Genomic DNA, 14,304 nt, shown 5'->3' on the forward strand with positions numbered 1-14,304 from the left:
TTAAATCATTTTGCTGTTTATAAACGTTATATAATATAGAAAAGGTTTTTGCAGGTTGTTTAGGAGGATACAGGATGGTTCGTGAGACCAGGTTACTACAAAAAATTGAAAATGAAGATATGGCTTATATGGATAAGCTGATTGCTCTTTATTATCCGGACATATTCCGATACTGTCTCTGGCATACGCCAAATCGCCAGACAGCAGAGGATGCCGCACAGGAAACATTTTTAAAGATGGCCCGTTATTTCAAAAAGTACGTACATAATGGAAAATTCAGAGCTTATATCTATAAGGTAGCTTCCAATGTGTGTATAGATATCTGGCGAAAAAAGAAAACAGAATCCCTGACTGAAGATCTGTCCTACAGGGAGCAGGGATTTGAAAAAGTGGAGGCTGATCTGGACTTGAAAGATTTAGTGCAGAAACTTCCTGAAAAACACAGAGAAATTGTACTTCTGCGTTTTGCACAGGATTTATCCTTGAGAGAGATTGCAGAGATAGAAAACATTCCACTTCGAACGGTACAGTCCCGATTGAGATCGGCACTGAAGCAAATTGAAAAAAATATAAAGTGATTCTTAGGCTCAGATGGAATTTGCTAATAAGGAATACTAGCCTTCGGATAAAGAAAGGAGAAAATGATCATGAATAAAAAATTGTGCTTGGATTTAAAAAAAGCCCTGAATGTACCTGTTGTGTATCATGGTGAACAGCTTGAGAAAGCCATCAGTCTGGCAAATAGTGAATATGAAAAGCACAGGTCAAGGGAGAGAATTGGATATGTGGAGTTTTTATTTCAACAGATTCCGTTTATGGGGAGGAGAATATGGATTTTCCAGGGTTCAATATTGATTCTTATGTGGCTGCTGCTCACTACTATTTTTCAGGAAGACTTTAAATATATTGCAGCCCGACACCTGCCGGATTTGCTCTGTCTATTTGCAATTTTCATAACTATGACCGGCTTGCCATTTTTGTGCAGATCTTATAGATACAAGATGCAGGAAGTGGAGACAGCTTCATTTATGTCAATGTCCGGATTATTATCAGCAAGACTCATTGTAATTGGTCTGGGTGACGGTATTTTCCTGCTGGCTGTTTCTCTTGTAACATTTAGCAAAGTGAGTATTTCCACTGCTTTAGTAATTTTTTATCTGCTGCTGCCTTTTCTGGTGTCCTGCTGCGGATGCATTTTCATCCTTCGGAGCAACCGCAGTCAGTACAATGTGTTTGCCTGTGAGTTTTTCTGTCTGCTCATATTATCGCTGCAGTTTCTGTTTCACACATTGGTGCCTCAAGCTTACCATCGGGCAGCTTTAACCGGATGGGTTGTGCTAAGTGTTTTTTTTGCAGCAGTTCTTGCCTTTCAGATATATAAGTTGATAGTGAAATTCAACAGGATCTGCGTTTGTTAAAATATCAAAGTATAGAGTTTAGATGTTAAATACTAAAAAAATCAAAGGGGTGATAAAAATAGAACTTGAGATATGTAATTTAACCAAGCAATATAAGGACAAAACTGCTGTGGACTGTGTGAACTTGAATGTATCACCTGGTGTATGGGGACTTCTCGGTGCAAACGGTGCAGGAAAGACCAGCTTGATAAAAATGATGGTAGGCATTACCGGTCCCACTTCAGGGAAGATACTATATGACGGAATTGAAATCGAGGTACTAAAAGAAGCCTATCGTGACATTTTGGGTTATCTGCCCCAGGATTTTGGTTTTTACCCTGAATTTACAGTGGTGGATTATCTGAAATATGTTGCAGCTTTGAAAGGACTCACCAAAAACCATACAAAAATAAAAATAGATGAACTGCTTCAGATTCTTACTCTAGCCGAAGTGAGGAAAAAGAAAATCTCCAAGCTCTCCGGAGGTATGAAAAGACGTGTAGGTATTGCACAGGCTCTTTTGAATGATCCGGAGGTGCTGATTCTGGATGAACCCACCAGCGGTCTTGATCCGGGAGAACGTGTGAAATTCCGCAAATTTATTTCTGAATTTTCCAGGGATCGAATTGTACTTATTTCCACCCATATTGTCTCCGATGTGGAATACATTGCCACCTGCAATGCCATCATGAAAGATGGAAAGATAATTTCAAAGGGAACTACGGATGAACTTGTGAAAACTGTTGAAGGCAAAGTATGGGAGAGCATAATACCTCCTGAACGACTTCCCTATTATGAAGGAGCTGTCCGTATTGTAAATATATTAAATGAAAAAGATGGAAATCTTTTCATCAGGTATTTGTCGGATGCCCCGGATATACCTGATTCAAAACAGGCCGTACCGCGGCTGGAGGATCTGTATCTATGGCTGTTTCCACAAGAGGAAACAAGAAAGGAGAAGATTTGACATGAGTATTTTTTATTTGGAATTGAAAAGGGTTCTGAAAACCCGTTCCACCTGGATTTTGCTGATAGCGGCCATTTTAATTTCTGGAGCCCTGGCCTATTTTCCCATATCCTTTGTCAATTACAATTATGTAAACGAGAATGGAAACAATGTTACAGTTTCAGGAATAAAAGCCGTACAGCTTATGAAGAAAACTACAGTTGAAGGGGATATCACACCGGATAAAATACAGAAGGCAGTTAAAAATTACCAGGAGGTTGCAAAGAAGTACGGAAGTATTTATAAGGATAATATTCCCCAGGACGTCCTTAATAAAAAAATACTTCCATTTCAACATATAATAAACAGGTTAGAGAATGTATATGCAGATCCACAGACCAAGACACCTGTGGATTTAAGCAAAATTTCTCCCGGGGAAGCGGCAGAAAATTTCTATAAAAAATACACCTGGCAAATAAAAAATAGAGCCATTCAGCCTTCAGCCCAGAAAAAAGCTCTTGCCCTCTATGAAAAAGTGGATAAGCCCTTCAAATTCACCTATGGTTTTGGCAGCAGCGATGCGGGAAGTTACCTCATCATCTTGCTCTTCTTGCTGGTGTTTTTATGTACGTTTATTACTGCCCCTATATTTTCTGCAGAATATCAGACAGGAGCGGACAATATACTCAGGTGTACCAAATACGGAAGGACGAAACTTGCTGTATCCAAGATAATTTCTGTTGTTCTGATCTGCGGCATAACCTCTGCGGTATGTATTTCCATTTTCCTTTTGGTTGAAAACAGTGTATTTGGGTGGGAAAGTTTAAAAACTTCAATTCAAAGTGTGGAAACCATCTGCCTTCCTGCTATAAATGTAGGTCAATTTGAGATGATCACTGCAGCTGCAGGTCTGCTTACACTTCTTGCCACTGTCAGCTTTACACTGTTTCTGTCTGCAAAATGTAGAAATACAGTGAATTCCATGATAATAGCCATTGTGTTCTGTCTGCTGCCTCTCATACTTTCCTCTATTTCAGGAAGCAATGCAGTGAACTGGCTGAGGATGATTCTGCCCTCTGGAGGAGTAGGTCTTGGAAACAGTTTCGGCATTAGCCTTGTAGAACTTAAATTTCTCACATTGGGATCTTACAGTTTTTGGTCGCCCTATGTAATGATCACCGCATCGGCTGCTGCCGTTCCGTTGTTTTTAATTCTTACAGTTTTATCCTATTGCAGGCATGAAGTGGCTTGAATTGAAGAAAAGGCTTTCTTGTAAAATTGATATTTTTGTTACTGCAAATATAAAGATATATGTGTTATAATTAAAAATATTAATAGATATTTAAAGAGATGATTTTTTACAATTAAAAAGGTTAAAAGTTACAGGTTTTAAAAAATTAATAGGGAAAGCGGTAAAAATCCGCTGCAGCCCCCGCTACTGTAAATAGGGATGAAATCATATATATTTGCCACTGGAAATATTTTTCCGGGAAGGTATTGAGATTAAAATGAACTATGAGCCAGGAGACCTGCCTGTAAATTTTTTGATAAATAAGCCTTCGGAGGGAAGTGGTTGTTTATATATGAATTTTGTTTGTATATAACCATAGCAGAAAAGGCTATGGTTTTTTGCTTTGGATTGCAGCAAGATTCTGACAAGAAGGCATCAAGGAAAACTAGATAACACCAGCTATCAAAAGTCAATAGGAAGAGAGGAATGGAATATGAAAAAGACAAAAATATTTTTATTGGTATTGGTTATTGTAATGGTTACATCTGTATTTGCCGGATGCGGCAAAAGTGTTAATAGTGAAAATGGCAGCAGCAATCAAGTCGATACGGAACAGAAAAAAATTAAATCGGCGTCTGAATATGGCGTGACACTTAATAAAACCAGTGTAGTATTTACAGATGCCAGAGGGAAAAAAGTAACTATAAAAAAGAATCCCAAAAGAGTTGTCTGCCTGTATAATTCTTATCTTGATATTTGGGACAGCTGCGGTGGAAAAGTAATAGGAAGAGTTCAAGAAGCTGAAGAAAAGCCTGTTAAAAATGCCGAATCTGCCCAGGTTGTTGGAACTCCAGGGTCTCCAAGTTTGGAGAAGATATTGGCACTGAAGCCGGATTTGGTCATAGCAACTGACGAGTTCAAAAATCAGGCAGCAATGGTACCGGTGTTGGAACAAAATAATATTCAAGTTATCGCTTTAGCTAATACCTATTTAAAGGATTATTATATGACACTGAGACTTTTTAGTGGAATTACCGGAAGAGAGGATTTGTATAAAGAACATATTGATGAGGTAAAGAAAAATGTAGATAAAATAATAACAGAAACTCCAAAGGATAAAAAATATAAGGTTTTAATAATATTTGCCACGGCCAAAGATATTACAGTCAGAAACTCCCATTCAATGTTGGGGGAAATGCTTAAAGATCTGCATACAGTGAACATATCGGATGCAGAGGCAAATTCATCTGAGGCAAAGGTATTTAGCATGGAAAAGATAATACAGGAGAATCCGGATTTTATATTTGTACAGACTATGGGAAGTGACAAAGAAAAGATAATGGAAAAGCTAAAGGAAGATGTGGAGGATAATCCGGCATGGAATTCTCTTTCTGCTGTGAAGAACAAAAGGTATATAATTCTTCCTAAAGATTTATATTTGTACAAGCCAAATGCAAGGTATGCCGAAGCTTATGAAGGATTGGCAAAGATACTTTATCCCCATGTATTCAACAAAACAAATTAAAAAAGCCCGCAGTTTTGATATGAAGGATATAAGGCTTTTTGACTGGAACAATTAATACTGAGGAGAATAGAAAATGGTTAAGGGCAATATAACAACTCAAAGGATTGGAAAAAGATTTATTTTATTGATTTTTATAGTTGTATCTATTATCAGTTTTTTTGTAAGTGTAGGGAATGGAGCCGTAAATATAGGTCCCAAAGAAATAGTGAATGCGGTATTCTTTGAAAAATCCACAGTAAATTATCAGATAATATGGAATGTCAGACTGCCCAGAACCATAGTGGCTGCTCTTGTTGGAACCTGCCTTGCACTGTCGGGATCCATACTGCAGGGTGTTATGAGAAATCCATTGGCGGGACCGAATATTATAGGAGTTTCCTCCGGAGCAGGACTTATGACACTGATAATTCTCATACTTTTTCCGGATTTTTATCATCTGGCACCTTTGGGGGCATTTGCAGGTGCACTGATGGCTACTCTTTTTATATATTTTTTAGCCTGGAGAGAAGGAGTAGCACCAACAAGACTGATATTAGCCGGAGTTGCCGTCTCTTCTCTGTTGGGAGCAGGGACAAATGCACTTATGACATTTTATCCAAACAAAGTGGCGGGAATTATAGGGTTTATGGTAGGAGGGCTTTCGTCAACTACATGGAAGCAGGTAAATACCTTATTTCCCTATGCCTCTGTGGGTATTATTCTACTTTTACTGATGCCCAACAAATTGAACATATTGATGATGGGGGATGAAGTAGCTACAAGTCTTGGATTGAATGTAGAAAGAACCAGGTTTGTCTTTATCGTGATCTCCTCCCTGCTGGCCGGAAGTGCAGTAAGTGTTGTAGGCCTTCTTGGATTTGTAGGACTTATAGTACCGCATATGACGAGGCTGTTTATTGGTTCGGATTACAGATATTTGCTTCCATCGGTTATTTTTACAGGGGCTGCTATGGTCATGCTGTGTGACACCCTTGCGAGAGTGATGTTTGCACCTATGGAGATACCTGTGGGAATTATAATGTCAGCTCTGGGAGCTCCTTTTTTTCTGTATTTGCTTAGAAGAAAGAGAGGGTATTGATATGGAATTGAAAGTTGAAAATCTAAAAGTGAATTATGGAAATAAGATAGTTGTAAAAGACATCAGTTTTGATATACATTCTGGAGAAATAGTTACAATTATAGGGCCCAATGGCTCCGGAAAATCAACTTTAATTAAGGCTGTAGGCAGATGTTTAAAACCTGCAGGAGGTAATGTATATTTAGATGGAACTGATATCAGAAATATGAATACCAGGGCCGTTGCACAGAAGTTGTCCATACTTCCGCAGATGAAAAACATAGCCTCAGATATATCTGTGGAAGAACTGGTGTCCTACGGCAGATATCCGCATTTGAAATTCAGAAGAAGACTTGACAGAGAAGATATGGATATAATAGATTGGGCACTGGAGAAAACCGGACTTGTCCCCTTGAGACAGAGGTTTGTTACAACCTTGTCCGGAGGAGAAGAGCAGAGAGCGTGGCTGGCCATGTGTCTGGCTCAGAGGCCTGAAGTACTTTTGCTGGATGAACCCACTACATTTCTTGATATATCCTATCAGATGGAAATTCTGGAATTAATAAAGGAATTAAACGAGACACTGGGCTTAACTGTGATCATGGTTCTGCATGATTTGAACCAAGCTGCAAGATATTCAGATACAATTGTTGTTATAAAGGATGGTAAGCTGTGGGACATGGGAATGCCGTATAAAATAATAAAAAAGGAATTGCTAAGAAAAGTTTTTGGAATAGAAGCTGACATATATGAGGATAAGATAAATAAATGTCCATTTTTTATTCCTAAAAATGTTATTATTTAAGTTGGAATGAGCCTTTTATACACTTTTAAATAAACCCATAGGGCATTTATTAAAAGCAATGTTCCTGTAATGAAAAATACATATCTGATGCCTAAACAGGCAGATACTTGTCCTCCTAAAATCGAACCTCCAAACACTCCCAGGTATTGGGCAGAAATATTAAATCCGAAAATTCTACCAGTGAGAAAGTCTGGAGTGATTTTTTTGATCATTACATTTACAGAAGGATTAAGCCCTCCCATTACCAATCCAAGTAAAAACCTGAGTCCCATAAGCTGCCAGGGATCTTTTACAAATGCCTGTGGTATGAAAATCAATCCAGCGGCTATAAGTGATGTCAACATGATCTTATGGGTTCCAATTTTATCTGAAAGTTTTCCAAGCCTTGGGGCAGCGATTATATTTGCAAGACCTGAGGCTGAAAATGCCATTCCGGCAATCAATGCCACATGATTCATATTATGGGATAATTGAGTGACATATATCGTTATAATTGGCTCAGCAGAATATAACGACATAGTTAATATAAAAGATGTCACAAACATTATAGCAGTTAAATTTTTGTAGGGTATGCTGTCCCATACTTCCTTGATCTTCAATATTTTATTATTTTGACGGGTGAAAGATTCCTTTACAAATAAAGCCGTTATAATGAATGCAATCAGAAGTAGTGCACCTGTTATAAAAAATACATTTTTAGGGCCAAAGTTTTCTTCTATGAAACCGCCGATTACCGGTCCAAGTAAGGAACCTGCTATATTCGCCGTTGAAAGTGTACCTAGAGCCCAACCTGCATGTTCATTGTCCGTCTGAGTTGCAATCAATGTAGTGCAAGCCGTACTATAACCAGTTATAACGCCTTGCAGCAGCCTCAATCCTATAAGTTCATATACATTATGCACAAATCCCATGCTTCCTATAACTATTGCCATGCCGAGACTTGCGCGAAGGAGCATTGGTTTTCGACCGAATTTATCGGCAGCATGACCCCAGATTGGTGAAAAAATAGCTGATATTATAAAAGTAGCACCAAATGCAATTCCTGAAAACTGTTCAATTAAAGAGGTATTGTAAATACCCAAATTTCCTATATATAGAGGTAATACAGGAGCAATTTGACTCATTCCTATACCTGTCACAAACATTCCAAACCAGCAGACAACCAGATTTTTTTTCCACAATTCCATATAAATATTACCCTTTCTTTTCGTACTATATGATATAATAATAAACTATAATTTATAATTTATCAAATAGTAGTATAGTTTAAAGTTGATAAACCTTCATAGTAATGCTAAACTATGCTTATCCAGACGTGTAACAAGTATCTATCTCCGATTTTAAGAAGTTGGAGTATTAGCAATGGTAGCGTTCGGATAAATAAACGTATGGGGAGAGATATTTATGCAAAAAAGGAACCTAACCGGCGAAAAGATAATTAAGGCTGCTTTTGCATTGGCTGAGGAGATCGGCTTTGATAGAGTTACTTTTCAAAAAATTGCAGATAAACTGCATATAAAATATCCATCTTTATATAATCATTTTGATAATATGGATGCTCTTAAAACAGAGATGACAGTATATGTTATTCGCATATTGAATTTTAAATTAATGCAGGGACTGGTAGGTAAAAGTGGAGAGGATGCAATCAGGCAATTTGCCCATATTTATCGGGATTTTGCTTTTGAAAACAGGGAGGCTTATAAACTTTTCATGAATATTCCCAGCACGAAAAATAAAGAAATAAATTGTATGGCAAGAGAAACCATGAGCATTATTAAAAGCATTTTAAATTTTTATATAGATGATAGGGTGATTTTAGTCCATAAAAGTCGTGAATTAAGAAGTATTTTGCATGGATTTGTATCATTGACTTTTCTTGGATATTTTCAGCATAAACCTGATGTAGAAGTAGAAGACAGCTTTGAATTTATGATAGATGATTTTATTTTTTCTATCGAAAACGGCAAATCACCAGATTGTAATTGATGGTATCATTTGGATTTATGACACTGAATGGTATAATTAATTTAGAACAGTAAAATTATTATGTTTTACATTCAATATTGATGGTGAGGTAAAGTCAATGTACAGATTATTGCTGGTAGAGGATGACAGTGCCCTTGCAGCGGGAATAGAGTTTACTTTAAAAGATGAAGGATATGAAGTCCTAACAGTGTCAACAATTAAAGATACAAAGAAAATAATGGAGGATAAAGAGATCCATCTTATTATTCTAGATATAAATCTGCCTGATGGAAGCGGGTATGATCTGTGTAAATACATAAGGAGCAAAAGTGACGTTCCCATAGTGTTTCTGACTGCTCTTGACGAGGAAGTAAATATTGTGCTTGGTTTGGAAATTGGTGGAGATGACTATATAACCAAACCATTTGGGGTGAGAGAGCTTTTGTCTAGAATAAAGGCTATAATAAGAAGAAATTATAAAAGGGAACCTTCAGGCAGCATGTTTCAGAGCGGAAATATAACAGTGGACACTACAAGCGCTCTGGTGAAAAAGGGAGACAAAAAGGTGATGCTTACAGCACAGGAGTATAAGCTGCTTCTTATATTTTTAAATAACCCTGAAGTTCTCATGAAGAGGGATGAGATATTAAACGGCCTTATTGAAGGTGAAAAATCCTTTTTTGACGAGAATACACTGTCAGTCTATATAAGGAGAATAAGAGAAAAAATAGAAGATAATCCAAGGGAACCCCAGTATATAGTTACACAGAGAGGTATGGGTTATATATGGAATAAAAAGGTCAACAAGGAGTAATTGATATGAGAAGATATTTTATAAATCCCGAGCTCAGGAGAAGTGCGACAATTCTCTTGATTTTAAATGTGTTTTTTATGACGGCTGTGCTTTTAAATTTAAAAATGTATCATTATAATCTCAAGCAGGATTATGTACTAACTTTTGGAGCCGTAACCGAAAGGATATACAGGAATAATCCTGAAATTGCCAGGGAAATAATACCTGTTATTACAGCTGGGGCGGATGAAGAAGAGGCTCAAAAGGGGAAACATATATTAGAACAATATGGATTAAGCGAAAAATTGGAAAATGAACTTTTCCCATATATTAATAAATCTGCACTCAGGGAAAATTTAAATATAATCCTGATATTTATAAGTATGCTGATTATATTTTTTTTGCTTAACTATATTCAGTATGGATATTTTTATGAGAGAATAAGAAGGTTAAATTTTGGTGCAAAGAAAATAGTGGAAGGGGATTATGACATATCAATAGGTGAAGATAGAGAAGGGGATTTTTCAAAACTTTCCGTTTCATTCAATTCAATGAGGGAAATTATAAGAAATAATCTGAATGAGCTTAAAAAAGAGAAACAATTTTTGGTTGAACTTCTGTCTGATATATCCCACCAGCTTAAGACACCTCTTTCTTCTATGATAGTTTACAATGATATTTTGCTTAACAAACAGCTTTCAAAAGAGCAGTCGAGAAACTTCCTCATAAGCAGCAGGAACCAGCTTTACAGGATGAACTGGCTTATTAAGAGCATATTGAAACTGGCAAGGCTTGATGCTAGGGCAATAGAATTTCATATGAAGGGGCAGAGTCTGAACGAAACAATAAAATATTCTATAGAGGCTCTTGAAGAGAAAATAGTATCGGCAGGTGTACAGGTGAAATTCCATGAAGAGGGAGAAATAGTATTTTACCATGACAGACACTGGCTTTGTGAGGCTCTTATAAATATAGTTAAAAACTGTGTAGAACATACTCAAAGAGGAGGTAAAGTAGATGTATGTGTGATGGAAAATCCAATTTATAAGAGAATCACCATATCGGATAATGGGGAGGGCATAGGTGAAAAAGATCTTCCCAACATATTCAAGAGATTTTATAAAGCCAGAACCTCAAAAAGCAGTGATTCCATAGGAATAGGTCTGGCACTTTCAAAATCTATATTGGAAGCCCATGATGGAATTATAAACGTTCAGAGCAAACTTGGAGCAGGAACTACTTTTAGGATCACGTTTTTGAAGTACTAATGGGGGTATTGATATACCCCATGTGTTTTGCTTTCCTGAATTTTTTCATTGAGTTCATTTAGATAAGTCCACCTGTCAATTTTTTTATCCAGCTCTTTTTTCAAAGTCTCTTTTTCAGCTGTGAGTTTTTCGAGAAGTATATAATCAGAAGATGCCTCCTCCATTTCCCGTTCTTTTTCAGATATGGCATTTTCCAGATTTTCGATTATGCCGTCTATTTCATTGAATTCCAGTTGCTCTTTATAGGTAAACTTTAACTTCTTTTCTCGAGTATGGGTGTGAATTTTTTTCGCCTTATTTTCTTTAATATTTCCACCTGAAATTTCATTTTGCTTTTTTCTCTGCATCTGGCGAAAATAGGAATAGCTGCTGGTATACTGGGAGATCCTGCCGTGACCTTCGAAAACAAACAGCTTGTTGACTATTTTATCGAGGAAATATCTATCGTGGGATACGGACACAACAGCTCCTTTGAAATTCTGAAGGTAGTCCTCCAAAATAGTCAGGGTTTCTATATCAAGATCGTTTGTGGGTTCGTCTAGAAGAAGCAGATTGGGATATTCCATGAGCACTTTTAAAAGATAGATACGTCTTCTCTCCCCGCCGGAAAGTTTCCCAAGAGGAGTCCACTGAACCGAAGGTTCAAAGAGAAATTTTTCCAGTATCGCCGAAGCACTTATTTTTTCACCGCTTTCAGTATCGGCATATCCCGAGGTATTTTTTATATACTCGATGACCCTTTGATTCATATCCATGTCGGGTATTTCCTGGGAAAAATATCCTATTTTAATTGTCTCACCTATATCTATACTCCCGCTGTCAGGCAAGATCTTTTCACTCAATATATTCATCAGAGTGGATTTACCGCAGCCGTTTGGCCCTAGTATACCTATTCTATCATTATTCAGTATATTATATGAAAAATTCTTGACAATTATTTTATCTCCGAAACTCTTGCTTATATTATCTATGTTTATCACTTTTTTGCCTATCCTCGAACTTTTGATGTCTATGTCCAGTTTTGGATCTGATGTTATATGTTTCTCTGATGTTAGATTTTCAAATCTTTCTATCCTTGCTTTTTGCTTTGTACTCCTTGCTTTCGCACCTCTCCTTATCCAGGCAAGTTCCTTTTTAATAAGGCTTTTTCTCTTTCTGTCATCTGCATTTTCCCTTTCCAGTCTCTCTGCCTTTTTCTCCAGAAAGGTGCTGTAATTTCCCGTATAGCTGTATAAATTTCCATGGCTAAGTTCAAATATCCTGTTCGTGATTTTGTCCAGAAAAAATCTGTCATGGGTCACCATGACAAGTGCACCATTAAATTTATCCAAAAGATCTTCCAGCCATTCTATGGTTTCATCATCAAGGTGATTTGTAGGTTCATCAAGTATCAAGATATTTGAAGGAGTTATGAGCGTGGAAGCCAGAGCTATTCTCTTTTTTTGCCCTCCTGAAAGTGTGGATACTTTTGCGTCAAAATCAACAATACCCAATTTTGTAAGTATGGTTTTGGCCTTGTTTTCAATCCCCCAGGCATTTTCTGACTCCATTTTGGAGTTGAGATCAAAGATACTGTTTTGAAGCTCTGTATTGTCCGGATCTTTTTTAATTAGACCCAGGACGGCCCTGTATTTTCTTAAAAGTTTCATTACCGAGGAATTTCCTCTGAAAATCTGTTCCAGTACTGTGGCATCACTGCTGCTGAAATCGCAATTTTGAGGAAGGTAACCCAGGTCACATTTATTTGCCCTTGTAATTCTGCCCCTGTCAGGTATTTCAAATCCGGAAAGAATTTTTAAAAGAGTGGATTTACCCGTGCCGTTGACACCTATTATACCTATTTTGTCCCCCTCATTTATTCCAAGACATATATTTTCAAGCAGTATTTTTTCACTGTAGTTTTTACATATATTTTCTGCAGTCAATAGATTCATTATTACACATCCTTTGCCCTATTATTATAACATGAGTTGATGACAAATGTGGTATAATCATTATGGTTGCGTAAAAATTGCTGAAAGATGGTGATAATAAAATGAAAAACGAAAAAATTGTAGAAAAATTTTTAAGTATTTGTGTTATTGCAATTATATTGTTTTCAGCAGTAGGATGTTCGGATTTCAGCAGTGATAACAAAAATGAGGATAAATCCAGGCAAGTACTTGTTTCTGGGGACAGTGATGATCACAATAGTACAAGCTATGAATCCAAGACTTCGGTGCAGCTGGAAAAAGCAGTGGTGAGCAGGCATATAGATGGAGATACGGTATATGTGAGGTTGGAGAGCGGGCAAAATGCAAAAGTAAGACTTATAGGTGTCAATACTCCTGAGAGCACAACTAAGCATGAGCAGTATGGTGAAGAGGCAAGCAGCTATACAAAATCAAATCTTTTAGGGAAAACCGTATATTTGGAAAAGGATGCAGGGGATACGGATAAATATGGAAGACTTTTAAGGTATGTATGGCTGTCTCAGCCGGAGAAAATAAATGAAAGTGAGATTAGAAATAAAATGTTTAATGCTATACTGGCTGTGAATGGATATGCGCAGCAGATGACCATTCAGCCCAATGTAAAATATGCAGATTACTTTAGAAAATTTTGCAGGGAAGCCAGAGAAAACGACAGGGGTCTGTGGTCTGTAAATTCCGGTGGGACTACACGGGGAGACAGTGTAGGGGATACAAAAGGTAAAAGTATTTCATCAGAGAGGAGCTCAAGTGTAAAAGACAGTGATTCTTCTGGCCACGGATCCATAAAGGGCAATATCAATTCAAAGGGTGAAAAAATATATCATATGCCAGGAGATAGTTATTATGACAAAACCAATCCTGAAGCATGGTTTAATACGGAAGAAGAGGCACAAGCTGCAGGATATAGAAGGTCAAAATAATAATATTTTAGAGTGAATTAAGGCATATGTGTTTAATAGGACATTGTGAAAGAATATGCGAGAAAAGGATAGAACTCCAACTTCATGAGTTGGAGTTCTATCTTAATATGAATGTATTTTTAAATATACTATTTTGTACAATTATATGATGTTGAATCAACACCTGAGCAGATGGATTGAATAAGTTTTGAACAATCATATTTTACGCCATCGATAGTTACACAATTATTTGAATCTGCTGATTTACAGACTGTTTCGTAATTTTTACAGGAATTATTGTTTACAGGACTGGCGTGAACTGTTGTAGCCACCCCAGCGTTTACTAATAATGGTGCTGCAACTATTAAAGATGAAAATATTTTATGCTTGATTTTTAACATTTTAAATCCTCCTAAATTTTGTTATATTGTATTTTTTAGTT

At 36.9% G+C, this 14,304-nt stretch carries 14 protein-coding genes and 1 riboswitch; of the genes, 11 read left to right on the forward strand and 3 right to left on the reverse strand.

The genetic code is table 11. The annotated features are described in order from the left end of the window. Nucleotides 1-74: 74 nt before the first annotated feature. The 7 genes from ACFHWD_RS12775 (at nucleotide 75) to ACFHWD_RS12805 (ending at nucleotide 6,961) form a co-directional block, all read left to right on the forward strand. Nucleotides 75-578, forward strand: a complete 504-nt coding sequence (locus ACFHWD_RS12775; RefSeq protein ID WP_229981692.1) for an RNA polymerase sigma factor — start codon at nucleotides 75-77, stop codon at nucleotides 576-578. Nucleotides 579-647: 69 nt separating this feature from the next. Continuing rightward, the gene (locus tag ACFHWD_RS12780) at nucleotides 648-1,418 is read left to right on the forward strand and encodes a hypothetical protein (protein ID WP_229981691.1); all 771 of its coding nucleotides are present in this window, start codon (nucleotides 648-650) and stop codon (nucleotides 1,416-1,418) included. 58 nt (nucleotides 1,419-1,476) lie between these two features. Further along, complete coding sequence (locus tag ACFHWD_RS12785; RefSeq protein WP_347562615.1) at nucleotides 1,477-2,364, forward strand: ABC transporter ATP-binding protein; 888 nt, start codon at nucleotides 1,477-1,479, stop codon at nucleotides 2,362-2,364. 1 nt (nucleotide 2,365) lies between these two features. Then, complete coding sequence (locus tag ACFHWD_RS12790) at nucleotides 2,366-3,595, forward strand: ABC transporter permease (RefSeq protein ID WP_150355817.1); 1,230 nt, start codon at nucleotides 2,366-2,368, stop codon at nucleotides 3,593-3,595. Between the two features lie 115 nt (nucleotides 3,596-3,710). Further along, nucleotides 3,711-3,895: riboswitch (cobalamin riboswitch) on the forward strand. 172 nt (nucleotides 3,896-4,067) lie between these two features. Next, entirely contained in the window at nucleotides 4,068-5,099 is a 1,032-nt protein-coding gene (locus ACFHWD_RS12795; RefSeq protein WP_150355816.1) for an ABC transporter substrate-binding protein, read from the forward strand. A 73-nt stretch (nucleotides 5,100-5,172) separates the two neighbouring features. Further along, entirely contained in the window at nucleotides 5,173-6,177 is a 1,005-nt protein-coding gene (locus ACFHWD_RS12800) for an iron ABC transporter permease (RefSeq protein WP_150355815.1), read from the forward strand. 1 nt (nucleotide 6,178) lies between these two features. Beyond that, a complete protein-coding gene (locus tag ACFHWD_RS12805) occupies nucleotides 6,179-6,961 on the forward strand; it encodes an ABC transporter ATP-binding protein (protein WP_150355814.1) in 783 nt (260 codons plus the stop codon). Here the strand turns inward: ACFHWD_RS12805 and ACFHWD_RS12810 are convergent. Beyond that, nucleotides 6,958-8,148 (reverse strand): multidrug efflux MFS transporter, encoded by a 1,191-nt coding sequence (locus tag ACFHWD_RS12810; RefSeq protein WP_150355813.1) that lies wholly within the window; start codon nucleotides 8,146-8,148, stop codon nucleotides 6,958-6,960. The two genes, ACFHWD_RS12805 and ACFHWD_RS12810, sit on opposite strands and share 4 nt — an antisense overlap. Before the next feature lie 217 nt (nucleotides 8,149-8,365). On the opposite strand from ACFHWD_RS12810, the gene ACFHWD_RS12815 reads away from it, so the two are divergent. The 3 genes from ACFHWD_RS12815 (at nucleotide 8,366) to ACFHWD_RS12825 (ending at nucleotide 10,990) form a co-directional block, all read left to right on the forward strand. Continuing rightward, complete coding sequence (locus ACFHWD_RS12815; protein WP_150355812.1) at nucleotides 8,366-8,950, forward strand: TetR/AcrR family transcriptional regulator; 585 nt, start codon at nucleotides 8,366-8,368, stop codon at nucleotides 8,948-8,950. Between the two features lie 97 nt (nucleotides 8,951-9,047). Next, nucleotides 9,048-9,743 (forward strand): response regulator transcription factor, encoded by a 696-nt coding sequence (locus ACFHWD_RS12820; RefSeq protein ID WP_378062185.1) that lies wholly within the window; start codon nucleotides 9,048-9,050, stop codon nucleotides 9,741-9,743. Between the two features lie 5 nt (nucleotides 9,744-9,748). Beyond that, a complete protein-coding gene (locus ACFHWD_RS12825) occupies nucleotides 9,749-10,990 on the forward strand; it encodes an ATP-binding protein (RefSeq protein WP_378062187.1) in 1,242 nt (413 codons plus the stop codon). Here the strand turns inward: ACFHWD_RS12825 and ACFHWD_RS12830 are convergent. Continuing rightward, nucleotides 10,987-12,924, reverse strand: a complete 1,938-nt coding sequence (locus tag ACFHWD_RS12830) for an ABC-F family ATP-binding cassette domain-containing protein (RefSeq protein WP_229981690.1) — start codon at nucleotides 12,922-12,924, stop codon at nucleotides 10,987-10,989. The two genes, ACFHWD_RS12825 and ACFHWD_RS12830, sit on opposite strands and share 4 nt — an antisense overlap. 101 nt (nucleotides 12,925-13,025) lie before the next feature. Here ACFHWD_RS12830 and ACFHWD_RS12835 point away from each other — a divergent pair, with 101 nt between their 5' ends. Next, nucleotides 13,026-13,883 (forward strand): thermonuclease family protein, encoded by an 858-nt coding sequence (locus tag ACFHWD_RS12835; protein ID WP_378062189.1) that lies wholly within the window; start codon nucleotides 13,026-13,028, stop codon nucleotides 13,881-13,883. A 128-nt stretch (nucleotides 13,884-14,011) separates the two neighbouring features. Here the strand turns inward: ACFHWD_RS12835 and ACFHWD_RS12840 are convergent, their stop codons facing one another. Further along, nucleotides 14,012-14,263: a hypothetical protein gene (locus ACFHWD_RS12840; protein ID WP_150355807.1), complete on the reverse strand. Its 252-nt coding sequence runs from the start codon at nucleotides 14,261-14,263 to the stop codon at nucleotides 14,012-14,014. Between the last annotated feature and the right edge of the window lie 41 nt (nucleotides 14,264-14,304).

It is taken from the genome of Clostridium sp. MT-14 (assembly GCF_042436595.1).
GTDB classification, from domain to species: domain Bacteria; phylum Bacillota; class Clostridia; order Clostridiales; family Clostridiaceae; genus Clostridium_B; species Clostridium_B aromativorans.